This window comes from Pseudomonas sp. MS646, assembly GCF_036693845.1.
Classification (GTDB): Bacteria; Pseudomonadota; Gammaproteobacteria; order Pseudomonadales; family Pseudomonadaceae; genus Aquipseudomonas; species Aquipseudomonas chlororaphis_E.
Genome location: NZ_CP144763.1, coordinates 5,215,994 through 5,242,613 on the forward strand (window position 1 = coordinate 5,215,994; position 26,620 = coordinate 5,242,613).

Sequence of the window (26,620 nt, forward strand, 5' to 3'; positions counted from 1 at the left end):
CCGCGAGAAGGCGCCATTTGATGATTGCTTTCATTTGACCGTCAAGCTTGAACCCTTCGCAGGCTCGCGCCCGCCTCGAGGCTCTCCCACCGATGTGTAGAGACACCCATGAAGTTTCTATGTAACAGCGCCGAACTGCCCGACAACGGCAGCCGCGGCTTCGACCTCGATGGACGCAAGGTGATGGCCGTGCGCCGCGCAGGCCAGGCCTACGTTTACGTCAATCGCTGCCCGCACCGCGGCGTGCCGCTGGAATGGCAACCGGACCAGTTCCTCGACCCCAGCGCCAGCCTGATCCACTGCGCCACCCACGGCGCCTTGTTCCTGATCGAGAACGGCGAATGCGTGGCCGGTCCGTGTGCCGGCCAATTCCTGACGGCGCTAGACAGCCGGGAGGACGAGCAAGGTCTCTGGGTCGAGCTCTAACGGGGCCGACAGCACCGGCAACGGTCGGTCCACCCACATCTGCTCAGGCGTCAGCGTGACGCCGTAGGCCAGCACCTGCACCCCCGCCGCAATCGCTTCACGCAGCGCGGCGGCGTACGCCGGATCGATTTCGTGCGCCGGACGCACCGCTTCGATCCCGCTCAGGTTCACGCAATACAATTGCACCGCCCGTATACCTTGCCGGGCCAGGCTGGCCAGCTCGCGCAGATGCTTGGCCCCACGCTGGGTCACCGCATCGGGAAACGCCGCCACCGGGGTGTCGTCGAACCCCAACGTCACACTTTTGACTTCGACCCAGGCCGAGCCCTGTTCGTAGTCCAGCCGAAAATCGATACGGCTGTTTTCCTGACCATAGGCCACTTCGCGCTTGAGCCCGATGAACCCGTTCAGTTCACTGATGACCCCGGCGCGCAGGGCTTCCTCGACCAGGGTGTTGGCCCGCGCCGTATTAATGCAGGCGAGCCGTCCCTGAGGGGTCTCGCCTAGTTCCCAGGTGCCCGGCAACTTGCGCTTGGGGTCGTTGGAGCGGCTGAACCAAACGCGTGCACCAGGCGCCATGCAATTGAGCATCGAGCCGGTGTTCGGACAATGAATAGTGAGCAGTTCGCCCTGAACGGTCTCGATATCAGCGAGAAAACGCTTGTAACGTCGAATCAGGCGACCTTCTTCTAACGCAGGAGAGAAACGCATCAGCCTTGCCAGCTCCGCAGTCCACGTTCGATTCGCGCCACCGCTTCCTGGAGTCGTCCCAGGCTCTGGGTGTAGGCGAAGCGCACGTGATGGCCGGCTTGATAGCGGCCAAAATCCAGACCCGGGGTGAAGGCCACGTGTTCGGTTTCCAGGAAGTGTTGGCAGAACGCGAACGCGTCGCCGCCGAAGGCGCTGATATCGGCGTAGAGGTAGAACGCCCCTTCCGGCTCCACGGCAATGCCGAAGCCCAACGCCCGCAAGGCCGGCAGGAGGAAATCGCGGCGTAACGCAAACTCGGCCCGACGTTGCTCGAAGATCTCGATGGTGGCCGGTTCAAAGCAAGCCAGGGCCGCGTGCTGGGCCATGCTCGGGGCGCTGATGTAAAGGTTCTGCGCGAGCTTTTCCAGCTCGCTGACGGCCGCCGAGGGCGCCACCAGCCAGCCGAGCCGCCAACCGGTCATGCCGAAATACTTGGAAAAACTATTCAGGACAAAGGCGTCGTCATCCACTTCCAGCACGCTGGCGGCATCGGTGCCGTAGGTCAGGCCGTGATAGATCTCGTCCACCACCAGGTGGCCGTTGTGCGCCTTGATGGCCTTGGACAAGCCCGCCAGTTCATCCCGGGAAAGGATCGTCCCGGTCGGGTTGGCCGGCGATGCCACCAACGCGCCGACGCTGTCCTGGTCCCAGTAGCGATCCACCAGGTCCGGGGTCAATTGATAACGCACCTCCGGGCCCACCGGCACCAGCTGCGCCGCGCCCTCCACCAGCCGCAGGAAGTGACGGTTGCACGGATAGCCGGGGTCGGCCAGCAGCCAATGCTTGCCCGGGTCCACCAGCAGGGCACTGGCGAGCAACAACGCGCCCGAGCCGCCCGGCGTCACCAGGATGCGCCGCGGGTCGATCTGCACGCCATAGCGCTGGCCATAGAAACCGGCGATGGCCTCGCGCAACTCGGGGATCCCACGGGCCGCGGTGTAGCGGGTCTTGCCCGCGGCCAACGCCGCCTGGCCGGCCTGGATGATCGGCTCGGCGGTGGTGAAGTCCGGCTCGCCGATCTCCAGGTGAATGACGTCGTGCCCCGCCGCCTGCAGCTCGTTGGCGCGGGCCAGCAGCGCCATCACATGGAAAGGTTCGATGGCGCGGCTGCGCGCACTGTAGGGCTGAGGCATTAGCCTTCCTTCAAGGTAAAAAAGAACCGATTCTACCCAACTCTCCCCTCAAGTCAGAAGCAACTGCGGAACGCACGCGAACCCGCAGCGGTCTGAGGCCGTGGATTGCAGGAAATGACTCCGGCGATTGGCCCAGGCTTGACTAGGCTGTACATAGCCTAGAATCAAGCATTGAGCAGGATTACATCCACACCGAACCGAACCCGACCCTGGGCTACGAAGCCCGCCCGCCGCAGGCTCGACAACCGGGAGTAGCGCGGCCCGATTCGATCTGGTAAGTTCGCCCGCTTGCAGCCGCAGGGCCGGCAGGTGTCGGTGATGGAGCAATCCTGCGTAGTGGATTACAAGAGTAGAGGCGGTCCATTCATGCCCACCCAAGCAAAGCAGAATCAAAACCAGTCGCTCAGCGGGTTTGAGCCGTACGTCCCGCAAGCGGGCGAAGAGTACATGGGCGCCCCCATGCGCGCGCACTTCACCAAGATCCTGAACAAGTGGAAACAGGACTTGATGCAAGAAGTCGATCGCACCGTGGATCACATGAAAGACGAAGCGGCCAACTTCCCCGACCCGGCCGACCGTGCCAGCCAGGAAGAAGAATTCAGCCTCGAACTGCGCGCCCGTGACCGTGAGCGCAAGCTCATCAAGAAAATCGACAAGACCCTGCAACTGATCGAAGACGAAGAATACGGTTGGTGCGAGTCCTGCGGCATCGAGATCGGCATTCGCCGCCTGGAAGCCCGACCGACCGCCGACCTGTGCATCGATTGCAAGACCCTGGCTGAAATCAAGGAAAAACAGGTCGGCAAGTAATTGCCCGGGCTGTTACAGAAAAACGGAGCGTTCATACGCTCCGTTTTTTGTTTCTGAAACCGACACGCCCTCTCGGACCTGGCGAAGTCCTGTGGGAGCGGGCTTGCTCGCGAAGAGGGCTGTATAGTTAGTACTGATATCGCTTGACACACCGCCTTCGCGAGCAAGCCCGCTCCCACAGACGGTCCGTGATTAAAAGACATATGCCTCTGCCAACCGGATCCAGCAACATTCTTCCCATGACTGCCACCTCTCCCTACATCGGCCGCTTCGCCCCCACCCCCAGCGGCCACCTGCACTTCGGTTCGCTGGTCGCCGCGCTGGCCTCGTACCTGGACGCCCGGGCCGTGGGCGGGCGCTGGTTACTGCGCATGGAAGACCTCGACCCGCCCCGTGAAGAGCCCAGTGCCCAGGCGGCGATCCTGCGGGCACTGGAGCGCTACGGGTTTGAATGGGACGGCGAGATGGTGCGCCAGAGCGAGCGCCACGAGGCCTACCAGCACGTGATCAACCGGCTGTTCAGCCAAGGGCTGGCGTACGCCTGCACCTGCTCGCGCAAACAACTGGAAGCGTACCAGGGCATTTATCCAGGGCTTTGCCGCAATGCCGGGCACGACACCGAGGACGCTGCCATCCGCGTGCGTGTCCCGGAGCTCGAATACCACTTCACCGACCGGGTCCAGGGCCCGTTCCGCCAACACCTGGGCCGCGAGGCGAGCGACTTCGTGATCCGCCGCCGCGACGGGCTCTACGCCTATCAACTGGCCGTGGTGCTGGACGACGCCTGGCAAGGCGTGACCGATATCGTGCGCGGCGCCGACCTGCTGGACTCGACACCGCGCCAGTTGTACCTGCAAGAACTGCTCGGGCTGCCCCAACCGCGTTACCTGCACGTGCCATTGATCACCCAGCCTGACGGGCACAAACTGGGCAAGTCCTATCGCTCACCGCCGCTTTCGGCCGACCAGGCCACGCCGCTGCTGTTGCGGGCACTGCGCGCACTGGGCCAGCAACCGGGGCCCGAACTGGCCGACGCCAGCCCGCGGGAGTTGCTGGCCTGGGGCATGCGCCACTGGGATGCCGCGAGGATCCCGCGCACGCTGAACCTGCCGGAAGCGCAAATCCGTTGACGGCCCTTGCAGCCTGGCGCCCATCCGTTACCATCGCCGCACGTTTTCGGGCACGCGCATCAACATAGAGAGGCCGGGATGTACATCTATCGCTTGGTCCTGCTCCTGGTAGTGGGGATTTACCTGTTCTCCCCGGCCATCATGGATTGGTGGATCGACGCCACGGGTGCCTGGTATCGGCCCTATCTGCTCTGGCTGATCCTGATTGTCGTGACCTTCATCCTGCAGAGCCAAAAAGATGCCGATGAGCTTTAGCCTGACCCAGATGATCCTGATCAGCGCCGCCTACCTGGCCGTGCTGTTCAGCGTGGCCTGGGTCAGCGAACGGGGCATGATCCCCCGGGCGATCATCCGCCACCCGCTGACCTACACCTTGTCGCTGGGCGTCTATGCCAGCGCCTGGGCGTTCTACGGCACGGTCGGGCTGGCGTACCAGTACGGCTATGGCTTCCTGTCCAGCTACCTCGGCGTGTCGGGGGCGTTCCTGCTGGCGCCGGTGCTGCTTTACCCGATCCTGAAAATCACCCGCACCTACCAACTGTCATCATTGGCCGACCTGTTCGCCTTCCGCTTTCGCAGCACCTGGGCGGGCGCGCTGACCACGATCTTCATGCTGGTCGGGGTATTGCCATTGCTGGCCCTGCAAGTCCAGGCCGTCGCCGACTCCATCAGCATCCTCACCGGCGAACCGGTACAGCACCGCGTGGCCCTGAGCTTCTGCGGGCTGATTATCCTGTTCACGATCTTCTTCGGCTCCCGCCACATCGCCACTCGTGAGAAACACGAAGGCCTGGTGTTCGCGATCGCGTTCGAATCGGTGATCAAGCTGATCGCCATCGGCGGCGTCGGCCTCTACGCGTTGTACGGCGTATTCGACGGCCCGCAGCAACTGGAAATCTGGCTGCTGCAGAACCAGACCGCCCTCGCCGCCCTGCACACGCCCTTGCAGGAAGGCCCGTGGCGTACGCTGCTGCTGGTGTTCTTCGCGTCGGCGATCGTCATGCCGCACATGTACCACATGACCTTTACCGAAAACCTCAACCCACGCTCGCTGGTGAGCGCGAGCTGGGGCCTGCCGCTGTTCCTGTTGCTGATGAGCCTCGCGGTGCCTTTGATCCTGTGGGCCGGGCTGAAACTGGGGGCCAGCACCAACCCCGAATACTTCACCCTCGGCATCGGCATCGCCGCCAACAGCAAGGCCCTGGCCCTGCTGGCCTACGTCGGTGGCCTGTCGGCGGCCAGCGGCCTGATCATCGTCACCACGCTGGCACTGTCGGGGATGGCCCTCAATCACCTGGTGCTGCCGCTTTACCAGCCACCGGCCGAAGGTAACATCTACCGCTGGCTGAAATGGACGCGCCGGGCGCTGATCGTGGCGATCATCATGGCCGGCTACGGGTTCTACCTGATGCTGGGTGACGGCCAGGACCTGGCCAACCTGGGCATCGTCGCGTTCGTGGCCACCTTGCAGTTCCTGCCCGGGGTGCTGTCGGTGCTGTACTGGCCGACCGCCAACCGTCGCGGTTTCATTGCCGGGCTGCTGGCGGGCATCCTGGTGTGGCTGGTGGCCATGCTGTTGCCGCTGATGGGCAACCTGCAAGGCTTCTACATCCCGCTACTGAACATGATCTACGTGCTCGACGACACCAGTTGGCACATGGCGGCCATCGCCTCCCTGGCGGCGAACGTGCTGATGTTCACGCTGATTTCGCTGTTCACCAACGCCAGCAGCGAAGAAGCCAGCGCCGCCGAGGCCTGCGCCGTGGACAACGTCCGTCGCCCGCAACGGCGCGAGCTGCACGCCGCCTCGCCCCAGGAGTTCGCCACGCAACTGGCCAAGCCTCTGGGCGCCAAGGCCGCGCAAAAAGAAGTCGAACAGGCGCTGCGCGACCTCTACCTGCCCTTTGACGAACGGCGCCCGTATGCCTTGCGTCGCCTGCGCGACCGGATCGAAGCCAACCTCTCCGGCCTGATGGGCCCGAGCGTGGCCCAGGACATGGTCGAGACGTTCCTGCCCTACAAGGCCGGTGGCGAAAACTATGTCACCGAAGACATCCACTTCATCGAAAGCCGCCTTGAGGACTACCACTCGCGCCTCACCGGCCTGGCCGCCGAACTGGACGCCTTGCGCCGCTATCATCGCCAGACCCTGCAAGAGTTGCCGATGGGCGTGTGCTCCCTGGCCAAGGACCAAGAGATCCTGATGTGGAACAAGGCCATGGAAGAATTGACCGGGATTGCCGCCCAACGGGTGGTCGGCTCACGCCTGAGCACCCTCGGCGAGCCGTGGAAAGGTCTGCTGCAAGGCTTCATCGACCTGCCGGACGAACACTTGCACAAGCAACACCTGGCCTTGGACGGACAGACCCGCTGGCTGAACCTGCACAAGGCCGCGATCGACGAACCCCTGGCGCCCGGCAACAGCGGCCTGGTGCTGCTGGTGGAAGACCTGACCGACACCCAGATGCTCGAAGACAAGCTGGTCCACTCCGAACGCCTGGCCAGCATCGGCCGGCTGGCAGCCGGGGTGGCCCATGAGATCGGCAACCCGATCACCGGCATCGCCTGCCTGGCGCAGAACCTGCGCGAAGAGCGCGAGGACGACAGCGAGCTGACGGAAATCAGCGGGCAGATCCTTGAACAGACCAAGCGGGTGTCGCGCATCGTCCAGTCGCTGATGAGCTTTGCCCATGCCGGCGGCCACCAGCACAACGACGAGGCCGTCTGTCTGGCCGAAGTGGCCCAGGATGCCATTGGTCTGCTGGCCCTTAACCGGCGCAATTTCGAAGTGCAATTCTTCAACCTGTGCGATCCGGACCACTGGGTCGACGGCGATCCCCAGCGACTCGCCCAGGTACTGATCAACCTGCTGTCCAACGCCCGCGACGCCACACCGGCCGGCAGCGCCGTACGGGTCAGGAGCGAAGCCAGCGAACACACGATCGACCTGATCGTCGAAGACGAGGGCAGCGGTATCCCACAGAACATCATGGACCGATTGTTCGAACCCTTCTTCACCACCAAGGATCCTGGCGAAGGCACCGGTCTGGGCCTCGCACTGGTCTATTCCATCGTTGAAGAGCATTATGGACAAATCACCATCGACAGCCCGGCCGATGTACAGAGCCAACGCGGCACCCGTATCAGGGTGACCTTGCCGCGTCATGTCGAAGCGACGTCCGCTGTGAACTGAGACCGTCGAGAGAATCGAATCAATGCCGCACATTTTGATCGTCGAAGACGAAACAATTATCCGCTCCGCCTTGCGCCGCCTGCTGGAACGCAACCAGTACCAGGTCAGCGAAGCCGGTTCCGTGCAGGAAGCACAAGAACGTTTCAGCATTCCCACGTTTGACCTGATCGTCAGCGACCTGCGCCTGCCCGGCGCTCCCGGCACCGAGCTGATCAAGCTCGGCCAGGGCACGCCGGTACTGATCATGACCAGCTACGCCAGCCTGCGCTCGGCGGTGGACTCCATGAAAATGGGCGCGGTGGACTACATCGCCAAGCCGTTCGACCATGACGAGATGCTCCAGGCCGTGGCCCGCATCCTGCGCGACCGACAGGCAGCGAGCAGCCATTCGTCGGAACCTGCCGGCAAGACCAGCACCGCCGTGAAAGGTGGCGCCAGCAACAGCAATGGCGAAATCGGCATCATCGGTTCCTGCCCACCGATGCAGGACCTGTATGGCAAAATCCGCAAAGTCGCGCCGACCGATTCCAATGTGCTGATCCAGGGCGAGTCCGGCACCGGCAAGGAACTGGTTGCCCGCGCCCTGCACAACCTGTCTCGCCGGGCCAAGGCACCGATGATCTCGGTGAACTGCGCGGCGATCCCGGAAAGCCTGATCGAATCCGAACTCTTCGGCCACGAGAAAGGCGCGTTCACCGGTGCCAGCGCCGGCCGCGCCGGGCTGGTGGAGGCGGCGGACGGCGGCACATTGTTCCTCGATGAAATCGGCGAGCTGCCACTGGAAGCCCAGGCGCGCTTGCTGCGGGTGCTCCAGGAAGGCGAGATTCGGCGGGTGGGCTCGGTGCAATCACAGAAAGTCGACGTACGCCTGATCGCGGCGACCCACCGAGACCTCAAGAGCCTGGCGAAGATCGGCCAGTTCCGTGAAGACCTGTATTACCGCCTGCACGTGATCGCCCTGAAACTGCCGCCCCTTCGCGAACGTGGCGCCGACGTCAACGAAATCGCCCAGGCCTTCCTCGCCCGCCAGAGCGCGCGCATCAATCGCACCGACCTCAAGTTCGCCCCGGACGCCGAACAGGCCATTCGTCATTACGCCTGGCCGGGTAACGTCCGAGAGCTGGAAAACGCCGTCGAGCGCGCGGTGATCCTGAGTGAGAGCCCGGAAATTTCCGCCGACCTGCTGGGCATCGACATCGAGCTGGGCGACCTGGACGACGAAGAGTTTATCGGCCTGGCCCCGCAGCACGGCGGTGCCGCCAACAACACCAGCCACGAGCCTACCGAGGACCTGTCCCTGGAAGACTACTTCCAGCATTTCGTCCTGGAACACCAGGACCACATGACCGAGACCGAACTGGCGCGCAAGCTGGGCGTCAGCCGCAAATGCCTGTGGGAACGCCGCCAACGCCTGGGCATCCCCCGGCGCAAGACCGGCGTGGCCAGCGAAAGCTGAAACTCGCTCCCACAAGAGATCACTGTCTACCAGTGCATGTGAAAAAACTGTTACCTCAGTTTTTTCACGTAACAGAAGCCGGGGTTTACGGTAACGAAACCCCGGCTTTTTTTCGCCCACAAAAAATGGCTATAACCATAGAACCCCCGGTTTCACTGGGCCACGCAAAAGTTGGCACGCACCCTGCTATAGCTTTGGTACAAGAACAATAACAAGCAATGCAAAAGACAATAAAAATAAGACGAATCGACTCACGCACAATAAAAACAAGACGGCGAGAGGCGCAGCTAACTGATTCTTTTGGAGAGGCGTTGTATTTGGGGCTTGCCCCACAACCAGGCCGAGAACAATAAAAACTGTCTCAAGACAGGTGCCTGAACTGGTTGGATCGGTTGATCACTGCAACACAGCGACCAAAGCAATCCGTTTGCTCTTGACTCCCGATTGGGAGCGTCACGAAGGGAAACCTCGTGACACGGGCACTCAACAAAAACAAGAAGCCCGAAATCAATAATAAAAATAGAGCACGAAACTAATTCTGGGGGAGCTTAGGCTCCCCTTGTGGTTTCCGACGTTCCGCCCTCCCCCAAGCCTACAGGGCTTACCGCTCAAAGCTTGCAGCCAAATCTGCTGCGTCCTACACCATCCCTCGACTAAATGCTAGAATCCCCGCCCATCATGCGGTCAATTCTTCATTTTGGCCGAACATTCCTTCAAACAGTGCATCCCATGCTGAAGAAGCTGTTCCAGTCATTCCGTTCTCCCTTGCGTCGTACGCAACACATTCGCAGCACGCCTGAAGTGCTCAACATCGGCCAGCATTCGCTACAAAAGGCCCAGTTCAGCCGTTATGCGGTGAACATCGTCGAACGCTTGCAGAACGCCGGCTACCAGGCTTACCTGGTCGGTGGCTGTGTGCGCGACATGCTGCTCAACATCACGCCCAAGGATTTCGACGTCGCCACCAGCGCCACGCCGGAGCAGGTCCGGGCCGAATTCCGCAACGCACGGATCATTGGCCGGCGCTTCAAGCTGGTCCATATCCATTTCGGGCGCGAAATCATCGAAGTGGCGACGTTCCGCGCCAACCACCCGCAAAACGACGAAGAAGAAGACAGCAACCAGTCTTCTCGCAACGAGAGCGGGCGCATCCTGCGCGACAACGTCTACGGCACCCTGGAAGAAGACGCGCAACGCCGCGACTTCACCATCAACGCCCTCTACTACGACCCGGTCAGCGAGCGCATCCTCGACTACGCCAATGGCGTGCACGACATCCGCAACCATCTGATCCGGTTGATCGGCGACCCCAGGCAGCGTTACCAGGAAGACCCGGTACGCATGCTGCGGGCCGTGCGTTTCGCCGCCAAGCTGAACTTCGGCATCGAAAAACACAGCGCCGCGCCGATTCGCGACCTGGCGCCGATGCTGCGGGAGATCCCTTCGGCGCGGTTGTTCGAGGAAGTGCTCAAGCTGTTTCTGTCGGGCAACGCCGCGGACACCTTCGAGATGCTGGTGGACCTGCAACTGTTCGATCCGCTGTTCCCGGCCAGCGCCGAGGCGTTGGAGCACAACCCGACCTACACCCACACCTTGATCAGCGAAGCCCTGATCAACACCGACCTGCGCATCAAGCAGAACAAACCGGTGACCCCGGCGTTCCTGTTCGCCGCCCTGCTCTGGCCAGCCTTGCCAGCACGGGTATTGCGCCTGCAAGACCGTGGCATGCCGCCGATTCCGGCGATGCAGGAAGCCGCCCACGAACTGATTGCCGAACAGTGCCAACGCATCGCGATTCCAAAACGCTTCACGATGCCGATCCGCGAGATCTGGGACATGCAGGAGCGCCTGCCACGACGCAGCGGCAAACGCGCCGACCTGCTGCTGGACAACCCGCGGTTCCGTGCCGGCTACGACTTCCTGTTGCTGCGCGAAAGCGCTGGCGAGCAGACCGACGGCCTCGGCGAATGGTGGACCGACTACCAGGATGCCAACGACAGCGAACGTCGCGAGATGATCCGCGACCTCAGCGGCAAGGATGAAGCCGGCAGCGGCCCGCGCAAGCGGCGTCGCAGCGGGGGTGGTACCAAGCGCAAGCGCGCCGGTGCTTCGAGCGAGTCGGGCGAGTAATCGATGGAACGCGTCTACATCGGCATGGGCAGCAACCTGGCCGAACCTGCCGAGCAACTGCGCAGTGCCCTCCAGGCCCTGGCGCAACTGCCCGATACCGAACTGGCAGGCGTCTCGTCGTTCTATCAAAGCGACTCGCTGTTGCCTGGGCAGCCGCGCTACACCAATGCGGTGGCGGCGCTGGACAGTCGCCTGGCACCGCTGGACCTGCTCGACGCCCTGCAGACCATCGAAACCGGCCAAGGTCGCGAGCGCCTGGAACGCTGGGGCCCGCGCACCCTGGACCTGGACATCCTGCTGTTCGGCGACCGCCTGATCGACGAGCCCCGCCTCAAAGTCCCGCATTACCACATGCAGGCCCGGGCGTTTGTCCTGTATCCACTGGCGGAACTGGCGCCCGCCGAGCTGCGCCTGGCCGATGGACGCTTGCTCCAGGACCTGCTTGCCGCTTGCCCGTTCGAAGGCCTGGAACGCCTAAAGCCTGTGTAACCCCCTTGTGGGAGCGAGCTTGCTCGCGCCCACAACTCAGGATCATTGCTGCCAGCTACGCCTCAGGCGTGGGGACCGGACAGTCACATCAGAAACGCCCCTCCTCGCTGAAACGCATCAGTAACCTCGGTAACACCCGCCGGTAACACATCCAATTGACTTCCCGGGTCCTCCTCACGACTATAGGCGTCCCATAGCCGCCAACGCGGCGTTTAAGGGCGCAATCCAGGCCTTACAAGCACCACGCATAAGAGGGTGCGCCTGTGTAAATGACGAATCATGCGCGTTACTCGCAGTAGTTCACGAGCGCCTGAAGAGGACTTTTTCATGCCAGCTATTACCCTGACCACGCTGCAAGGTCTCAAGCAAAAAGGCGAGAAAATCGCCATGCTGACCTGCTATGACGCCACCTTCGCCCACGCCTGCAACGAAGCCGGTGTCGAAGTGTTGCTGGTGGGCGATTCCCTCGGCATGGTGCTGCAAGGTCACGACAGCACGCTGCCGGTGACCACCGCCGACATGGCTTATCACGTGGCCGCCGTCAAACGCGGTAACACCGATGCACTGATCCTCGCCGACCTGCCATTCATGGCCTACGCCACCCTCGAACAAACCATGACCAACAGCGCCCAGCTGATGCAGGCCGGCGCGCACATGGTCAAGGTCGAAGGGGCCTTGTGGCTGGCCGACTCGATCCGGCTGCTGGCCGAACGTGGCATTCCGGTCTGCGCGCACTTGGGCCTGACGCCGCAGGCGGTGAACATCCTGGGCGGCTACAAGGTCCAGGGGCGCAATGAAAACCAGGCACGCCAGATGCGCGCCGATGCCATTGCCCTGGAACAGGCCGGCGCGGCGATGCTGCTGCTCGAGTGCGTGCCCAGCGAACTGGCGGAAGAAATCACCCAGGCAGTGAAGATCCCGGTGATCGGGATCGGTGCCGGTAACGCCACCGACGGCCAGGTGCTGGTGCTGCACGACATGCTCGGCTTGTCGCTCACCGGGCGCTCGCCCAAGTTCGTGAAGAACTTCATGGCCGGGCAAACCAGCATCCAGGCCGCCCTGGGCGCCTACGTAGCCGAAGTGAAGGCCGCGACTTTCCCGGGCGTCGAACACGGATTCTCCGCATGAACACCGTCAAAACCGTACGCGAACTGCGCGCCGCCGTGGCTCGCGCCCGCAGCGAAGGCAAACGCATCGCCTTCGTGCCGACCATGGGCAACCTGCACAGCGGCCACGTGGCGCTGGTGACCAAGGCGGGGCAACGGGCCGACTTCGTCGTGACGAGCATTTTCGTCAACCCGCTGCAATTCGGCGCCGGCGAAGACCTGGACAAGTACCCCCGTACCCTGGCGGCCGACCAGGAGAAACTGCTCCAGGCCGGCTGCCACCTGCTGTTCGCCCCCAGCGTCGAGGAGATGTACCCAGACGGCATGACCGGGCAGACCCGGGTCAGCGTCCCGCAGTTATCCGAAGGCCTGTGTGGCGCCAGCCGCCCCGGGCACTTCGAGGGCGTGGCAACGGTGGTCAGCAAGCTGTTCAACATGGTCCAGCCTGACATCGCGGTGTTTGGCCAGAAAGACTTCCAGCAACTGGCGGTGATCCGCGCGCTGGTCCATGACTTGAACATGCCGATCCAGATCATCGGCGAACCAACCGTGCGTGCCGACGACGGCCTGGCGCTATCGTCGCGCAATGGCTTCCTCAGCGCCGAGCAACGCGCCGTCGCCCCTGTGGTTTATCGTGGCCTGAGCCAGATAGCCGAGGCCATCCGGCAGGGACAGCGCGATTACCCGGCGTTGGTCGCCGGGCAGATCCAGCAACTCCAAGCGGCAGGCCTGCGCCCCGACTACCTGGAAGTCCGCCACGCCCGAACCCTGCGCCCGGCCACCCAGGAAGATCGCGACCTGGTGATTCTGGTGGCCGCCTTCCTCGGGACCACCCGGTTGATCGACAACCTGCACCTGGACCTCGACGCGCCTCTCTGACCCAACCCTGCTGTGGGAAGAGCCTACCCGCGAAAGCGGTGGATCCGTCGGTTTCAATGCTGACTGAGCCACCGCCTTCGCGCGCCAGGCTCGCTCTCACACAAGATCGTGGCACCGCACCCGCTCGTCGCCACCTCCCCAGCCCCGATGTATAAAAAAGTACCGCCCTGAGGTCTGACAAAGCCGAGACAGATCGCAACGCGAGGTTTACTGTAGTCGCCCTGCGTCCGGCGATCGTCCCGATGCAGTGTCCGGACGCCCGTCCCATGCCGCGCCGGCATTTTTAGTGTACAAAAGGTCGTTCAAGTAAAAAGGAAACCCGCAGCGATGGCGTACTACCGAACCCCTCATGACGTGACCGCTCTGCCCGCCTGGCAAGCGCTGAATGACCACCGCAAAGCCATGCAGGATTTCAGCATGCGCGAAGCGTTCAATGCCGACCCGCAGCGTTTCAACCAATTCACCCTGTCGAGCTGTGGCCTGTTTCTCGACTACTCGAAAAACCTGATCAACGCCCAGACCCGCGACCTGCTGGTCAGCCTGGCCAACGAAGTCGACCTCCAGGGCGCGATCAAGGCGTTGTTCGAAGGCGAAATCGTCAACTCGTCCGAAGGCCGTCCGGCCCTGCACACCGCGTTGCGCCGCCCAGTGGGCGACAAGCTGTCGGTCAACGGCGTCAACGTGATGCCGGAAGTCCACAAGGTGCTGAACCAGATCACCGACCTGGTAGGCCGGATCCACGACGGCCTGTGGCGTGGCTACACCGAGAAGCCGATCACCGACGTGGTGAACATCGGCATCGGTGGCTCGTTCCTCGGCCCGCAACTGGTGTCCGAAGCCCTGTTGTCCTACACGCACAAAGGCGTACGTTGCCACTACCTGGCAAACATCGACGGCAGCGAATTCCACGAACTGACCATGAAGCTGCGCGCCGAGACCACGCTGTTCATCGTCTCGTCGAAATCCTTCAACACCCTCGAAACCTTGAAGAACGCCCAGGCCGCTCGTTCCTGGTACCTCGCCCAGGGCGGTTCCGAGGCCGAGCTGTATCGCCACTTCATCGCGGTGTCGAGCAACAACGCCGCTGCCGTGGCCTTTGGTATCCGCGAAGAAAACATCTTCCCGATGTGGGACTGGGTCGGCGGGCGCTACTCGCTGTGGTCGGCCATAGGCCTGCCGATCGCCCTGGCCATCGGCATGTCCAACTTCAAGGAATTGCTCTCCGGGGCCTACTCCATGGACCAGCATTTCCAGAGCGCACCGTTCGAACAGAACATGCCGGTGCTGCTGGCCCTGCTGGGCGTGTGGTACGGCAACTTCTGGGGCGCGCAGAGCCACGCGATCCTGCCGTACGACCACTACCTGCGTAACATCACCAAGCACTTGCAACAGCTGGACATGGAGTCCAACGGCAAGAGCGTGCGCCAGGACGGCACCCCCGTGTCCACCGACACCGGGCCGGTGATCTGGGGGGGCGTCGGCTGCAACGGCCAGCATGCCTATCACCAGTTGTTGCACCAGGGCACGCAACTGATCCCGGCCGACTTCATCGTGCCGATCGTCAGCTTCAACCCGGTCGCCGACCATCACCAGTGGCTGTACGCCAACTGCCTGTCCCAGAGCCAGGCACTGATGCTGGGCAAGACCCGCGCCGAAGCCGAAGCCGAGCTGCGGGACAAGGGCGCGAGCGAAGAAGAGGTACAGAAACTGGCTTCCCACAAGGTGATCCCGGGCAACCGTCCGAGCAACACCCTGGTGGTCGAACGCATCAGCCCGCGGCGCCTGGGTGCGCTGGTGGCGTTGTATGAACACAAGGTGTTCGTGCAAAGCGTGGTCTGGGGCATCAACGCCTTCGATCAATGGGGCGTGGAGCTGGGCAAGGAATTGGGCAAAGGCGTGTACAACCGTCTGGTGGGCAGCGAAGAAAGCCCGGCGGAAGACGCTTCGACCCAAGGCCTGATCAACTACTTCCGCGGACGCCATCGCGGCTGACCCCTGAGGTTCGCATGCCCCTGTGGGAGCGAGCTTGCTCGCGAAGACGATGTGTCAGTTGCTACCAATAGGGCCGACACACCGCTATCGCGAGCAAGCTCGCTCCCACAGTTGTTTCGCACGTGACTTGAACCCTCCTGTCACTGGGTGCATCTTTATGACTTGTCGCAAAAACAAGAATAAGGATCCGTCATGTTCGAGATCAGCCAGTACCCCCAAGCCGACACCGTCCGCCGGGCTGCGCAGTTGAGTCAGGACGAGTACCAGCGGCTCTACAAGGAATCCATCGAACACCCCAGCGCCTTCTGGGCCGGACAGGCCACGCGCTTTCTCGACTGGATGGCACCCTGGCAAACCGTCCAGCGCTATGACCTCAAGAACGGCGACGCGACCTGGTTCGCCGGCGGCAAGTTGAACGTCAGCGCCAACTGCATCGACCGTCACCTGGACACCCGTGGCGACCAGGTCGCGATCATCTGGGAAGGCGACAACCCCGCCGAATCGGCGCAAATCACCTACAAAAAACTTCATCACCATGTCTGCCGCCTGGCCAACGTGCTGAAAAGTCGTGGAGTGAAAAAAGGCGATCGGGTCTGCATCTACATGCCGATGATTCCGGAAGCAGCCTACGCCATGCTCGCCTGCACCCGCATCGGTGCGGTGCACTCGGTGGTGTTCGGCGGCTTCTCGCCGGACTCGCTGCGCGATCGGATTCTCGACGCCGATTGCCGCACCGTGATCACCGCGGACGAAGGCGTGCGCGGCGGGCGCTTCATACCGCTCAAGCGCAACGTCGACAAGGCCCTGGAAAGCTGCCCGAATGTCAGCACCGTGGTGGTGGTCGAGCGCACCCAGGGCGAGGTGAACTGGGTCGAAGGCCGCGACCTGTGGTACCACCAGGCCATGCACGAGGCGAGCGACGACTGCCCGGCCGAGCCGATGGACGCCGAGGACCCGCTGTTCATCCTCTACACCTCCGGCAGCACCGGCAAACCCAAGGGTGTCCTGCACACCACCGGCGGCTACCTGCTGCAAGCGGCGATGACGTTCAAGTACGTGCTGGACTACCGCGACAACGAAGTCTTCTGGTGCACCGCCGATGTCGGCTGGGTCACCGGCCACAGCTACATCGTCTACGGACCGCTGGCCAACGGCGCCACCACGCTGATCTTCGAGGGCGTACCGAGCCATCCCAGTAGCTCACGCTTCTGGCAGGTGATCGACAAGCACCAGGTCAACATTTTCTACACCGCGCCGACGGCCCTGCGAGCGCTGATGCGCGAAGGCCCCGGTCCCCTGCAGGACACTTCTCGCCAGAGCCTGCGATTGCTCGGCAGTGTCGGTGAGCCGATCAACCCCGAAGCGTGGGAGTGGTATTTCAATGCGGTCGGCGAACAGCGCTGCCCGATTGTCGATACCTGGTGGCAGACCGAGACCGGCGGCATCATGCTCAGCCCGCTGGTCAGCGCCCCACGGCTCAAGCCGGGCTGTGCCACCCGGCCGATGTTCGGCGTACAGCCGGTGCTGCTGGACGAAGTGGGCAAGGAGATCAGCGGCGCCGGCAGCGGCGTGCTGGCCATCAAATCCAGTTGGCCCGGGCAGATCCGCAGCGTCTACGGTGACCATCAGCGCATGGTCGACACCTACTTCAAGCCTTACCCCGGCTATTACTTCACCGGGGATGGGGCCCGTCGCGATGAAGATGGCGATTACTGGATCACCGGGCGCATCGACGACGTGATCAACGTCTCCGGCCACCGCATCGGCACCGCCGAAGTGGAAAGCGCCCTGGTGCTGCACGACAGCATTGCCGAAGCGGCGGTGGTCGGCTATCCCCATGACCTCAAGGGCCAGGGCATCTATGCCTTCGTCACCCCGATGAACGGCGTCGAGGCCAACGAAGCGTTGCAGCAGGAGCTGCTGGCCCATGTCAGCAAGGAGATCGGCAGCTTCGCCAAGCCGGAACTGATCCAGTGGGCACCGGCGCTACCCAAGACCCGCTCGGGCAAGATCATGCGACGCATCCTGCGCAAGATCGCCTGCAACGAGCTGGACAGCCTGGGCGACACCTCGACCCTGGCCGACCCGAGCGTGGTGGAAGGGCTGATCGACAAGCGCCTGAATCGCTGATATCACCGCAATCCCTGTGGCGAGGGAGCTTGCTCCCGCTGGGTTGCGTAGCCGCCCCAAAAAAACAGGGCCGCTTCGCGCCCCAGCGGGAGCAAGCTCCCTCGCCATGGTCAGTGCTCGGCTGTGAACCGCATACACTGTCCATAGCTGCTAAACTCCCGCGCCTCATTTCTCTAAGGCGCGCATGGCATGTCTTCCTTGAATCAGGCGCTGCGCGCCGCCCTCGACCAGCGTCAGGACCTGCTTGGCCAACTGCACCAGCAAGGCACCGACTGCTATCGCCTGTTCCATGGCAGCCAGGAAGGCGCACCCGGCCTGACCGTGGACCGCTACGGCCCGCAACTGTTGGTGCAGAGCTTCCACCAGTCACTGGAGCGCGATGCCCTGCTGCAAGTGCACGGAATCGTCAACGAACACCTGGGCCTGGACACCCTACTGGTCTACAACGACCGCTCGGGGGGCAACTCGCGCATTGATCGCCAGGACACGGTCTACCAGGCTGACGAAGCCGCCCTGCAAGACCTGGTCGGCCATGAGTGGGGCCTGAACTACCGCGTGCGCGGGCGCCATGCCGGGCAGGATCCGCTGCTGTTCCTCGACCTGCGCAACGCCCGGGGCTGGGTCAAGGCCCACAGCCGCGGCAAGAGCGTGCTGAACCTGTTCGCCTACACCTGTGGCGTCGGCCTGAGCGCGGCCGCCGGTGGGGCGCGGGAGGTCTGCAACCTCGACTTCGCCGAAGGCAACCTGGCGGTCGGCCGTGAGAATGGCTTGCTCAACCCGACCTTGCCGGCCATGACGTTCGTGCAGTCGGACTACTTCCCGGCGATCCGTCAGTTGGCCGGCCTGCCCATCAGCCAGCGGCGCGGCCAGAAGCTGCCCAGTTATGTGCGCCTGGAACCGCGCCAGTACGATCTGGTGCTGCTCGACCCGCCGGCCTGGGCCAAGAGCGCGTTCGGTACCGTCGACCTGCTGCGCGACTACCAGAGCCTGCTCAAACCGGCGCTGCTGACCACCGCCGACGACGGCGTGCTGATCTGCTGCAACAACCTGGCGAAGGTGCCCATGGACGACTGGCGCGAGCAGGTGCTGCGCTGCGCGCAAAAAGCTGGCCGCCCGGTTCGGGAGTGGAGCGTACTGACGCCCGGCAGCGATTTCCCTTCGATGGACCATCAGCCGCCGCTCAAGACGTTGATCCTGCAGCTTTGAATCCGGCGCAATCCTACTGCAGAAGCGGACAAGTCTCATAAATCACAGTGGTTTCGGAACCGCAAACGCATGCCATACTCCAAGGCACTCCGAATTCACATCAGATGAAGCCGCACATGCCCAAAGGATTGCTCCGCGCTCTCGGCGCCCTGTTGACCGCACTGGCCCTCTACAGCCTGTTGGGTTTCCTGATCCTGCCCGGTGTCGCCTTGCGGATCGCCAATCAGCAGTTGGCCGAGCACGCCACGGTGCCCGCCAGGATCCAGCGGGTCGAGCTCAATCCGTTCAGCCTCGAAGTGACCCTCTGGGGCCTGAGCATTGGCGAACCGGGCAAGGAGCAGATTGGCTTCGAACGGTTGTACGCCAACCTGCAGGTCGACAGCCTGTGGTCAGGCGCCCTGCACCTGGCCGACATCGAGCTGGACAAACCCAAGACCGAGGTGGTGTTCGCCAAGGATGGCCAGTTGAACCTGCTGGGCCTGTTCAAGCTACCGGCCAGCGAGCCGACCCCGGCCGACCCCGAGGCCAAGCCATTTCCACTGCGTGTGGGCCGGATCAAGCTGGCCAGCGGCTACGTGCACTTCCAGGACTTGCGCCCCAGCGAGCCGATCGAGTTTCTCTACGACGCCCTCGATTTCGAGCTGAAGAACCTCAGCACCCTGCCCGACGACAGCGCCGACATGACCTTGGTGGCCGTCGGCCCTGGCGGCGGACGTGTCGACTGGACCGGTAACTTCAGCCTTACGCCCATCGCGTCCGAAGGTAAACTCAAGATCACCGACGGCCAGATGAAAGCCTTCTGGCCCTACGTCCGCGACGCCGTACCGCTGGTGCTGGAGAACGGCGTGCTGAACGTCAGCACCGACTACACACTCAACCTGGCCAAGGGCACCGAGCTGCGCCTGGACAATGTCGCCGCCAGCGTCGCGCCCTTCGCCATCAAGGCGCCCGATGGCCGGCCATTGGCCAGGCTCGAACGCCTGGACGTCAGCGAAACCACGGTCGACCTGGCCAAGCAACAAGTGGTGGTGGGCAAGATCCGCAGCCAGAAACTCGAGACCTGGGCCGCTCGCGAGGCGGACGGGCAGCTCGACTGGCAGAAGCTCTTCGCCAGCCAGCCGGCCAAGCCACAGGCCAAGGCCGAACCCGCTTCAGCCCCGGCCGCCGCCGACTCACCGAAACCTGAACCCGCCGCCCCCAGCAAACCCTGGCAGGTGTTGTTGAAAGACGTGCAACTGCGCAATTACCAGGTGCACCTGGCCGACCGCCAGGCGCAACCTGCCGTGGCACTGGAAGTCGGCCCGCTGAACCTGGACCTGCAGAACTACGACACGCTCAACGGTTCGCCCTTTACCCTCAAGCTGGACACCGGGCTGGGCAAACAGGGCAAGATCCTCGCCGACGGCGAGGTGAACCTGAACCCGATCAGCGCCCGGCTCAAGGTCAAGACCCAGGACATCGACCTGCGAGTCGCCCAGTCGTACATCAACCCGTTCATTCGCCTGGAACTGCGCTCCGGGATGCTCGGCAGCGACCTGGCGGTAGACCTCAAGAGCACCGAGCCGCTGGCCTTTGCAGTGACCGGCCGTGCCCAGGTCGATCAATTGCACACCCTCGACACCCTCAAGACCCGGGACTTCCTCAAGTGGCAGAGCCTGGTCCTCGAAGGCCTCGACTACCAGCACGGTGACCGCCTCTCCATCGACAAGGTCAACCTGTTCCAGCCTTATGCCCGCTTCATGATCAACGACGACCGCACCACCAACGTCGATGACCTGTTGATCCCGCAACCGGCCGAGGGCGCGCCGAAAACCGCGGCGGCCAAACCGGCCTCGGCGGAAAAACCCCTGGGCATTCACATCGGTGGCATCGCCATCAACGACGGCTCGGCCAACTTCGCCGACTTCAGCCTGACGCCGAATTTCGCCACGGCCATCCAACAGCTCAACGGCCAGATCGGCACCATCGACAGCCGCGAGGCCAAGCCGGCCAGCGTCGACGTCAAGGGTAAGGTCGACCGCTATGCGCCGGTCACCATCAAGGGTGCAGTCAACCCCTTCGACCCGATGGCCAGCCTCGACATCGCCACCAGTTTCAAACGGGTCGAGCTGACCACCCTGACCCCCTATTCCGGCAAGTTCGCCGGCTACCGTATCCGCAAGGGCCGACTCAACCTGGACCTGCATTACCGGATCACCAAGGGTCAGCTCCAGGCTGAAAACAAAGTGGTGGTGGAGCAATTGCAACTGGGGGAAAAAGTCGACAGCCCGGACGCCGTGAGCCTGCCATTGAAGCTGGCCATCGCACTACTGAAGGACTCCGAAGGCAAGATTTCCATCGAACTGCCGGTGACCGGCAACCTCAACGACCCGCAATTCAGCGTCATGCCGATTGTCTGGCAGACCTTGCGCAACCTGGTGGTCCGCGCGGCGCAGGCGCCGTTCAAGCTCATCGGCGGGCTGGTGTCCGGTGGCGGTTCGGAGGACCTCGGCAGCGTGGCATTCGCCCCAGGTTCAAGCGACTTGAGCAAAGAAAGCGAGGGCGTGCTGCTCAAACTTTCCGAAGCCTTGGGCAAGCGCCCGGAACTGCGCCTGGAGATCGAAGGCACGGCGGCCGAAAGCAGCGACGGCCCGCTGCTCGCCGCCCAGCGCCTGGAACGTGAATACCAGTACAACTACTACAAGATGCTGCAGCGGCGCGGCGACAAGGTGCCGGCCCAGGCCTCGCTGTTGCAGGTGCCCGAAGATGAAAAGGCGCCGTTGCTCGAAGGCATCTATCGCACCCGCCTCAAGACCCAGCCGCCGGCCGAATGGGCGCAACTGGATAAAAAAGCGCGCACCGACAAGCTGCGCGAAAGCGTGATCAAGTTCTGGAGCGGCAGTGATGTGTTGCTGCGCCAACTGGGGCAAGAGCGGGCCGGTAGCATCAAGGACTTTTTGGTGGACAAGGGGCGCCTGGCCGACGACCGCGTCTATTTCATCGACGCCAGCCTCGGCCAGGCCGAGAGCGACGGACGCGTCATTACCCCCATGCACCTGGATGCCGAATAAGATGAAGTGTTTGTACCTGCTCGGCCTGGGCGCATGGCTGGCCGCCGGCACGGCATCGGCGGCCGATACGCTGCGTTGCGGCAGCCAGTTGATCAGCGTCGGCGACCGCTCCAGCGAAGTGCTGCAAAAGTGTGGCGAGCCTGCGGCGCGGGACGACCTGGGCTACAAGCGCAGCGTCAATCGCCGGGAAGAATACCCGGTTGAGGAATGGACCTACGGCCCCAACAGCGGCATGTACCAGTACCTGCGTTTTGAGGGAAACCGGTTGGTGCAGATCACCGGCAAGCGCGGGCGCTGAAAGGGCGCCCTCTTCGCGAGCAAGCTCGCTCCCACAGGGATCGTGCAGGCCACCCCATGTGGGAGCGGGCCTGCTCGCGAATACCCACCACCCCCGCTCACGCCAGTTTTCCACCCCTGAATAGAACAGGCCCCCGGCACGTATGCCGGGGGCCTGTAATGGCCACGTCCGTGTGGCCTTCGCATGAACTTCAAAAGCAACGGCAGGCGTATGACTCAGCCCGCTTGCCGCGCCTTCTCCCGGTCCAGGCGAGAACTCGTCAGCCTTACTCGGCTTTCAGGCCATCAGCTGAGACGGCTTTGACGCCTTTGATTTTCTTGGCAATGGCCACGGCCATGTCTTTTTGCGAATCAGTCACGGCCACGGTGGAGGACAGCGACACAACACCTTTGTTGGTTTCAACTTTGATGTCGGAGCCTGGAATACCTTTTTCGGTCAGCAGGTCAGCCTTGACCTTGGTGGTGATCCAGGTGTCGGAAGTGGTTTCCTTCGCCTTGGTCACTTCGCCAGCAGCCAGCATCATTGGAGCCTGAGTTGCTTGAGTGGTCTCGGCGAATGCGCTAGCCATGGTCAGGGTCAGAGCGGTTGCAGCAGCGGCAGTGATAGCGAACTTCTTCATACGAGTAACTCCTGTTTTTCTCAGAAACTGCCGGATTTGCATCCAGCAGGGTTACCAGGAGTAGTGCGAAGGCTGTGCCAGTTTTGATAAATCAATTAATTCCTTATAAATCAAATAGTTAAGCGAAGCGGCAAAATTCATAATCATGCAAATTGCATGAGCCTCCCATTTTCAACATGCAACTTGCCGATTCTGCCTCGCCGCTAAGCTGATGAATCAAAGAAGGTTTTAAACGGCGAGGGAGTGCCCCATCGCCGCGCAGTATCAGGTACCAGGGCAAGCGGTCGGCAGGTATTCCTTGGGTGCGGTGGATGCGCATGTCCAGGCGCCATTGACATCACGGCTAAGCGTGATCGTTTTACCTGCTATGGCGGCAGGGGCGTTCTGGAGGGTACAAATGATAGAGCCTGCCGTCGTGGCTGTACCTGTTAGCGAGATGGCGCAATTATTGGTTGTGGACGGGGCGTTCATGAGGGCCAACGTTGGCGTAACCCCCTGATTCATCTGATCCTCGTACGCTACCTTCAGCGCGGATATTTCCCCCAGTCCGGCGGTAGCCTTCGCTCGCGCCTGGTACCTGGAATACTGCGGCAACGCAAACGTCGCCAGGATGCCGATGATCGCCACGACGATCAGCAGTTCGATCAGGGTAAAACCTTTTTGCTTGCTCATAGACTTCTCCATCGCATGAGGCGGAATCTCATGTCCTGAGGCGGCTATTGCACGGCACATGCCAACCCTCAAGACGCCACTGACAAAGGACTTCGCCGGCCAGAAGCCTTGCGTCCTACCCCAACAACCGCACTATCTGACACTTTTTGTCACCCCGCCTCGCTGGTTTGGCGTCGATGCTTGACTAGGCTATAAGTCATGAACTGTCCGCGTCTGGTATCCCCATGCCCATGAATGACATCGCACTCAGCGGCTTGACCAAGCAACTGGTGTTGGCTGAACTGATCACCGAGCAGAATGCCCAGCAGGCGTACCAGCAGGCCCAGCGCAATCGCATGCCCCTGGTCAGCTACCTGGTACAGAACAAACTGGTCCAGAGTCGTCAGGTTGCGGAAATTGCCTCGGAGCATTTCGGCGTCGCCCTGCTGGATCTCAACAGCCTCGACAAGGAGAACCAGCCCGCCGGCCTGGTCAGCGAAAAACTGGTCCGCCAACACCACGCCTTGCCGCTCTGGCGACGTGGCAACAAGTTGTTCGTGGGCATCTCCGATCCAACCAACCACCAGGCCATCAATGACATTCAGTTCAGCACCGGCCTGACCACCGAAGCCATCCTGGTGGAGGACGACAAACTCAGCGACGCCATCGAAAAGTTCTTCGAGTCCAGCAGCACCGGCCTGGAGGGCATGGGTGATGTCGACCTCGACGGCCTGGACATCGAGTCGGACGACGATCGCAAGCAGGACACCCTTGCTGGCCAGGACGCCGACGACGCGCCGGTGGTGCGGTTCGTCAACAAGATGTTGCTGGACGCGATCAAGGGCGGTTCCTCCGACCTGCACTTCGAGCCGTATGAAAAATCCTATCGGGTGCGGGTGCGCACCGACGGCATGCTACGTGAAGTGGCCAAGCCGCCCACCCAACTGGCCGGCCGTATCGCCGCACGGCTGAAGGTCATGGCCAGCCTGGACATTTCCGAGCGCCGCAAGCCCCAGGACGGACGCCTGAAAATGCGCCTGTCGAAAAACAAGTCGATCGATTTCCGGGTCAACACCCTGCCCACGCTCTGGGGCGAAAAAGTGGTCATCCGGATCCTCGACCCTTCCAGCGCGCAAATGGGCATCGACGCCCTGGGCTACGAGCCCGACCAGAAAGCGCTGTACATGGCGGCGCTCAAGCAACCCCAGGGGCTGATCCTGGTCACCGGGCCCACCGGCTCGGGCAAGACCGTATCGCTCTACACCGGGCTGAACATTCTCAACACCGTGGACATCAACATTTCCACCGCCGAGGATCCGGTGGAGATCAACATGGAAGGCATCAACCAGGTCAACGTGAACTCGCGCCAGGGGCTGGATTTCGCCCAGGCCCTGCGCTCTTTCCTGCGCCAGGACCCGGACGTGATCATGGTCGGCGAGATCCGCGACCTGGAAACCGCCGAGATCGCCATCAAGGCCGCCCAGACCGGTCACCTGGTGCTCTCCACGCTGCACACCAACAGCGCGGCGGAAACCCTGATCCGCTTGCAGAACATGGGCATCCCCGGCTTCAACATCGCCACCGCCGTGCACTTGATCATCGCCCAGCGGCTGGCGCGCAAGTTGTGCAACCACTGCAAGAAAGCCCTCGAGATTCCCGACGAAACCCTGCTCAAGGAAGGCTTCCCCCGGGAACGCATCGGCTCATTCACGATCTATGAGCCGGTCGGTTGCCAGCAGTGCAACAGTGGCTACAAAGGGCGCGTGGGGGTCTACGAAGTGGTCAGGAATACCCCTCAGTTGCAACGCCTGATCATGGCCGAAGGCAACTCGTTGGAAATCGACCTGCAAATGCGCAAGGACGGTTTCAATGACCTGCGCACCTCGGGGCTGCTCAAAGTGATGCAGGGCGTCACCAGCCTCGAAGAAATCAACCGCGTCACCAAGGATTGAACATGGCGGTCAAGGCAGTCAAAACCGATGTTTACACCTGGGAAGGCAAGGACCGCAAAGGCACGAGGATGACCGGCGAGCTGACGGGGCAGAGCACCGCCCTGGTCAAGGCCCAGTTACGCAAGCAAGGCATCAACCCGCAGAAGGTGCGCAAGAAGACCTCTTCGATCTTCAGCAAGGGCAAGCGCATCAAGCCGTTGGACATCGCCCTCTTCACTCGCCAGATGGCCACGATGCTCAAGGCCGGCGTGCCGCTGTTGCAGGCGTTCGACATCATTGGCGAGGGCTTCGACAACCCCAACATGCGCAAGCTGGTGGACGAGGTGAAGCAGGAAGTCGCGGCCGGCAACAGCTTCGCCGCGGCACTGCGCAAATGCCCGCAGTATTTTGACGAGCTGTACTGCAACCTGGTGGATGCCGGCGAACAGGCCGGCGCCCTGGACACGCTGCTGGACCGGATCGCGACCTACAAGGAAAAGACCGAGGCGCTCAAGGCCAAGATCAAGAAGGCCATGACCTACCCGGCGGCCGTGGTGCTCGTCGCGGCCGTGGTCACCGGCATCCTGCTGGTCAAGGTGGTGCCCCAGTTCGAGTCGGTGTTCTCCGGCTTCGGCGCGCAATTGCCGGCCTTCACGCTAATGGTCATCGGCCTGTCGGAGTTCATGCAGCGCTATTGGTGGCTGATACTGGCCCTGTTGGTCGGCCTGTTCTTTGGTGTGAAGTACGCCCTCAAGCGCTCCGCGGCGCTGCGTGACTGGCGCGATAAATGGATGCTGAAGCTGCCGCTGATCGGCACGCTGATGTACAAGACCGCCGTGGCCCGCTACGCCCGCACGCTGTCCACCACCTTCGCCGCGGGCGTCCCGTTGGTGGAGGCCCTGGATTCGGTTTCCGGCGCCACCGGCAACGTGGTGTTCAAGCAAGCGGTGCAACGCATCAAGCAGGACGTCTCGACCGGCATGCAATTGAATTTCTCCATGCGCGCTTCCGGCATCTTCCCGAACCTGGCGATCCAGATGACGGCCATCGGCGAAGAGTCCGGCGCGCTGGATGACATGCTCGACAAGGTGGCAAGCTTTTACGAAGCCGAAGTGGACAATCTGGTGGACAACCTCACCAGCCTGATGGAACCCTTCATCATGGTGATCCTGGGGTTGGTCGTCGGTGGCCTGGTGGTTGCCATGTACCTGCCCATCTTTCAACTCGGCTCTGCGATCTGA

General features: G+C 62.5%; 21 protein-coding genes. 17 read left to right on the forward strand and 4 right to left on the reverse strand.

Annotation, left to right across the window (positions count from 1 at the left end; genetic code table 11):
• The first annotated feature begins 108 nt into the window (after positions 1-108).
• The gene (locus tag V3H56_RS23000; protein WP_042728787.1) at positions 109-426 is read left to right on the forward strand and encodes a Rieske (2Fe-2S) protein; all 318 of its coding nucleotides are present in this window, start codon (positions 109-111) and stop codon (positions 424-426) included.
• On the opposite strand, the gene sfsA is transcribed toward V3H56_RS23000, so the two are convergent.
• On the reverse strand, positions 382-1,137 hold the full coding sequence (sfsA, locus tag V3H56_RS23005; protein ID WP_042728788.1) for a DNA/RNA nuclease SfsA: 756 nt from the start codon (positions 1,135-1,137) through the stop codon (positions 382-384). The two genes, V3H56_RS23000 and sfsA, sit on opposite strands and share 45 nt — an antisense overlap.
• Positions 1,137-2,309 carry a pyridoxal phosphate-dependent aminotransferase gene (locus tag V3H56_RS23010; RefSeq protein ID WP_042728789.1) on the reverse strand — a complete coding sequence of 391 codons (1,173 nt, stop codon included), beginning with the start codon at positions 2,307-2,309 and terminating at the stop codon, positions 1,137-1,139. The genes sfsA and V3H56_RS23010 overlap by 1 nt, the downstream gene beginning before the upstream one ends.
• 366 nt (positions 2,310-2,675) lie before the next feature.
• Between V3H56_RS23010 and dksA the strand changes: the two genes are divergently transcribed.
• The 14 genes from dksA (at position 2,676) to V3H56_RS23080 (ending at position 22,178) form a co-directional block, all read left to right on the forward strand.
• Positions 2,676-3,119 (forward strand): RNA polymerase-binding protein DksA, encoded by a 444-nt coding sequence (dksA, locus tag V3H56_RS23015; protein WP_003205639.1) that lies wholly within the window; start codon positions 2,676-2,678, stop codon positions 3,117-3,119.
• 239 nt (positions 3,120-3,358) lie between these two features.
• A complete protein-coding gene (gene gluQRS / locus V3H56_RS23020) occupies positions 3,359-4,249 on the forward strand; it encodes a tRNA glutamyl-Q(34) synthetase GluQRS (protein ID WP_338473904.1) in 891 nt (296 codons plus the stop codon).
• A 78-nt stretch (positions 4,250-4,327) separates the two neighbouring features.
• Entirely contained in the window at positions 4,328-4,504 is a 177-nt protein-coding gene (locus V3H56_RS23025; protein WP_003176118.1) for a hypothetical protein, read from the forward strand.
• Complete coding sequence (locus V3H56_RS23030) at positions 4,488-7,442, forward strand: sensor histidine kinase (protein ID WP_161796098.1); 2,955 nt, start codon at positions 4,488-4,490, stop codon at positions 7,440-7,442. The genes V3H56_RS23025 and V3H56_RS23030 overlap by 17 nt, the downstream gene beginning before the upstream one ends.
• 22 nt (positions 7,443-7,464) lie before the next feature.
• On the forward strand, positions 7,465-8,898 hold the full coding sequence (locus V3H56_RS23035) for a sigma-54 dependent transcriptional regulator (RefSeq protein WP_042728792.1): 1,434 nt from the start codon (positions 7,465-7,467) through the stop codon (positions 8,896-8,898).
• A 729-nt stretch (positions 8,899-9,627) separates the two neighbouring features.
• Positions 9,628-11,028, forward strand: coding sequence for a polynucleotide adenylyltransferase PcnB (locus tag V3H56_RS23040; RefSeq protein ID WP_042728793.1), 1,401 nt, complete (start codon positions 9,628-9,630; stop codon positions 11,026-11,028).
• 3 nt (positions 11,029-11,031) lie between these two features.
• Complete coding sequence (gene folK / locus V3H56_RS23045) at positions 11,032-11,517, forward strand: 2-amino-4-hydroxy-6-hydroxymethyldihydropteridine diphosphokinase (RefSeq protein WP_042728794.1); 486 nt, start codon at positions 11,032-11,034, stop codon at positions 11,515-11,517.
• A gap of 327 nt (positions 11,518-11,844) precedes the next feature.
• A complete protein-coding gene (gene panB / locus V3H56_RS23050) occupies positions 11,845-12,645 on the forward strand; it encodes a 3-methyl-2-oxobutanoate hydroxymethyltransferase (protein WP_042728795.1) in 801 nt (266 codons plus the stop codon).
• Complete coding sequence (panC, locus tag V3H56_RS23055; RefSeq protein ID WP_042728796.1) at positions 12,642-13,502, forward strand: pantoate--beta-alanine ligase; 861 nt, start codon at positions 12,642-12,644, stop codon at positions 13,500-13,502. The genes panB and panC overlap by 4 nt, the downstream gene beginning before the upstream one ends.
• A 327-nt stretch (positions 13,503-13,829) precedes the next feature.
• Positions 13,830-15,494, forward strand: a complete 1,665-nt coding sequence (pgi, locus tag V3H56_RS23060; protein ID WP_042728797.1) for a glucose-6-phosphate isomerase — start codon at positions 13,830-13,832, stop codon at positions 15,492-15,494.
• A gap of 192 nt (positions 15,495-15,686) precedes the next feature.
• Positions 15,687-17,624, forward strand: a complete 1,938-nt coding sequence (acs, locus tag V3H56_RS23065) for an acetate--CoA ligase (RefSeq protein WP_042728798.1) — start codon at positions 15,687-15,689, stop codon at positions 17,622-17,624.
• Between the two features lie 189 nt (positions 17,625-17,813).
• Positions 17,814-18,830, forward strand: coding sequence for a class I SAM-dependent methyltransferase (locus tag V3H56_RS23070; protein WP_042732714.1), 1,017 nt, complete (start codon positions 17,814-17,816; stop codon positions 18,828-18,830).
• Between the two features lie 116 nt (positions 18,831-18,946).
• Complete coding sequence (locus tag V3H56_RS23075; protein ID WP_338473905.1) at positions 18,947-21,880, forward strand: DUF748 domain-containing protein; 2,934 nt, start codon at positions 18,947-18,949, stop codon at positions 21,878-21,880.
• A gap of 1 nt (position 21,881) precedes the next feature.
• On the forward strand, positions 21,882-22,178 hold the full coding sequence (locus V3H56_RS23080) for a DUF2845 domain-containing protein (RefSeq protein ID WP_042730997.1): 297 nt from the start codon (positions 21,882-21,884) through the stop codon (positions 22,176-22,178).
• A gap of 265 nt (positions 22,179-22,443) precedes the next feature.
• Here the strand turns inward: V3H56_RS23080 and V3H56_RS23085 are convergent, their stop codons facing one another.
• Both V3H56_RS23085 and V3H56_RS23090 read right to left on the reverse strand, forming a co-directional pair.
• A complete protein-coding gene (locus tag V3H56_RS23085; protein ID WP_042730996.1) occupies positions 22,444-22,797 on the reverse strand; it encodes a BON domain-containing protein in 354 nt (117 codons plus the stop codon).
• A 264-nt stretch (positions 22,798-23,061) separates the two neighbouring features.
• Positions 23,062-23,469, reverse strand: coding sequence for a pilin (locus V3H56_RS23090; protein WP_042730995.1), 408 nt, complete (start codon positions 23,467-23,469; stop codon positions 23,062-23,064).
• Between the two features lie 230 nt (positions 23,470-23,699).
• Between V3H56_RS23090 and pilB the strand changes: the two genes are divergently transcribed.
• Positions 23,700-25,400: a type IV-A pilus assembly ATPase PilB gene (pilB, locus tag V3H56_RS23095; RefSeq protein WP_338473906.1), complete on the forward strand. Its 1,701-nt coding sequence runs from the start codon at positions 23,700-23,702 to the stop codon at positions 25,398-25,400.
• 2 nt (positions 25,401-25,402) lie between these two features.
• Positions 25,403-26,620 carry a type II secretion system F family protein gene (locus V3H56_RS23100; protein WP_042730993.1) on the forward strand — a complete coding sequence of 406 codons (1,218 nt, stop codon included), beginning with the start codon at positions 25,403-25,405 and terminating at the stop codon, positions 26,618-26,620.

Excerpts from the sequence above, each read along its gene's own strand:
- V3H56_RS23075 (WP_338473905.1), top strand. The coding sequence starts at position 18,947 with ATGCCCAAAGGATTGCTCCGCGCTCTCGGCGCCCTGTTGACCGCACTG.
- V3H56_RS23000 (WP_042728787.1), top strand. The coding sequence starts at position 109 with ATGAAGTTTCTATGTAACAGCGCCGAACTGCCCGACAACGGCAGCCGC.
- V3H56_RS23080 (WP_042730997.1), top strand. The coding sequence starts at position 21,882 with ATGAAGTGTTTGTACCTGCTCGGCCTGGGCGCATGGCTGGCCGCCGGC.
- pilB (WP_338473906.1), top strand. The coding sequence starts at position 23,700 with ATGAATGACATCGCACTCAGCGGCTTGACCAAGCAACTGGTGTTGGCT.
- V3H56_RS23010 (WP_042728789.1), bottom strand. The coding sequence starts at position 2,309 with ATGCCTCAGCCCTACAGTGCGCGCAGCCGCGCCATCGAACCTTTCCAT.
- gluQRS (WP_338473904.1), top strand. The coding sequence starts at position 3,359 with ATGACTGCCACCTCTCCCTACATCGGCCGCTTCGCCCCCACCCCCAGC.
- V3H56_RS23040 (WP_042728793.1), top strand. The coding sequence starts at position 9,628 with ATGCTGAAGAAGCTGTTCCAGTCATTCCGTTCTCCCTTGCGTCGTACG.
- panC (WP_042728796.1), top strand. The coding sequence starts at position 12,642 with ATGAACACCGTCAAAACCGTACGCGAACTGCGCGCCGCCGTGGCTCGC.
- dksA (WP_003205639.1), top strand. The coding sequence starts at position 2,676 with ATGCCCACCCAAGCAAAGCAGAATCAAAACCAGTCGCTCAGCGGGTTT.
- V3H56_RS23085 (WP_042730996.1), bottom strand. The coding sequence starts at position 22,797 with ATGAAGAAGTTCGCTATCACTGCCGCTGCTGCAACCGCTCTGACCCTG.
- V3H56_RS23025 (WP_003176118.1), top strand. The coding sequence starts at position 4,328 with ATGTACATCTATCGCTTGGTCCTGCTCCTGGTAGTGGGGATTTACCTG.
- V3H56_RS23090 (WP_042730995.1), bottom strand. The coding sequence starts at position 23,469 with ATGAGCAAGCAAAAAGGTTTTACCCTGATCGAACTGCTGATCGTCGTG.
- pgi (WP_042728797.1), top strand. The coding sequence starts at position 13,830 with ATGGCGTACTACCGAACCCCTCATGACGTGACCGCTCTGCCCGCCTGG.
- V3H56_RS23070 (WP_042732714.1), top strand. The coding sequence starts at position 17,814 with ATGTCTTCCTTGAATCAGGCGCTGCGCGCCGCCCTCGACCAGCGTCAG.
- sfsA (WP_042728788.1), bottom strand. The coding sequence starts at position 1,137 with ATGCGTTTCTCTCCTGCGTTAGAAGAAGGTCGCCTGATTCGACGTTAC.
- V3H56_RS23035 (WP_042728792.1), top strand. The coding sequence starts at position 7,465 with ATGCCGCACATTTTGATCGTCGAAGACGAAACAATTATCCGCTCCGCC.
- acs (WP_042728798.1), top strand. The coding sequence starts at position 15,687 with ATGTTCGAGATCAGCCAGTACCCCCAAGCCGACACCGTCCGCCGGGCT.
- V3H56_RS23030 (WP_161796098.1), top strand. The coding sequence starts at position 4,488 with ATGCCGATGAGCTTTAGCCTGACCCAGATGATCCTGATCAGCGCCGCC.
- V3H56_RS23100 (WP_042730993.1), top strand. The coding sequence starts at position 25,403 with ATGGCGGTCAAGGCAGTCAAAACCGATGTTTACACCTGGGAAGGCAAG.
- panB (WP_042728795.1), top strand. The coding sequence starts at position 11,845 with ATGCCAGCTATTACCCTGACCACGCTGCAAGGTCTCAAGCAAAAAGGC.
- folK (WP_042728794.1), top strand. The coding sequence starts at position 11,032 with ATGGAACGCGTCTACATCGGCATGGGCAGCAACCTGGCCGAACCTGCC.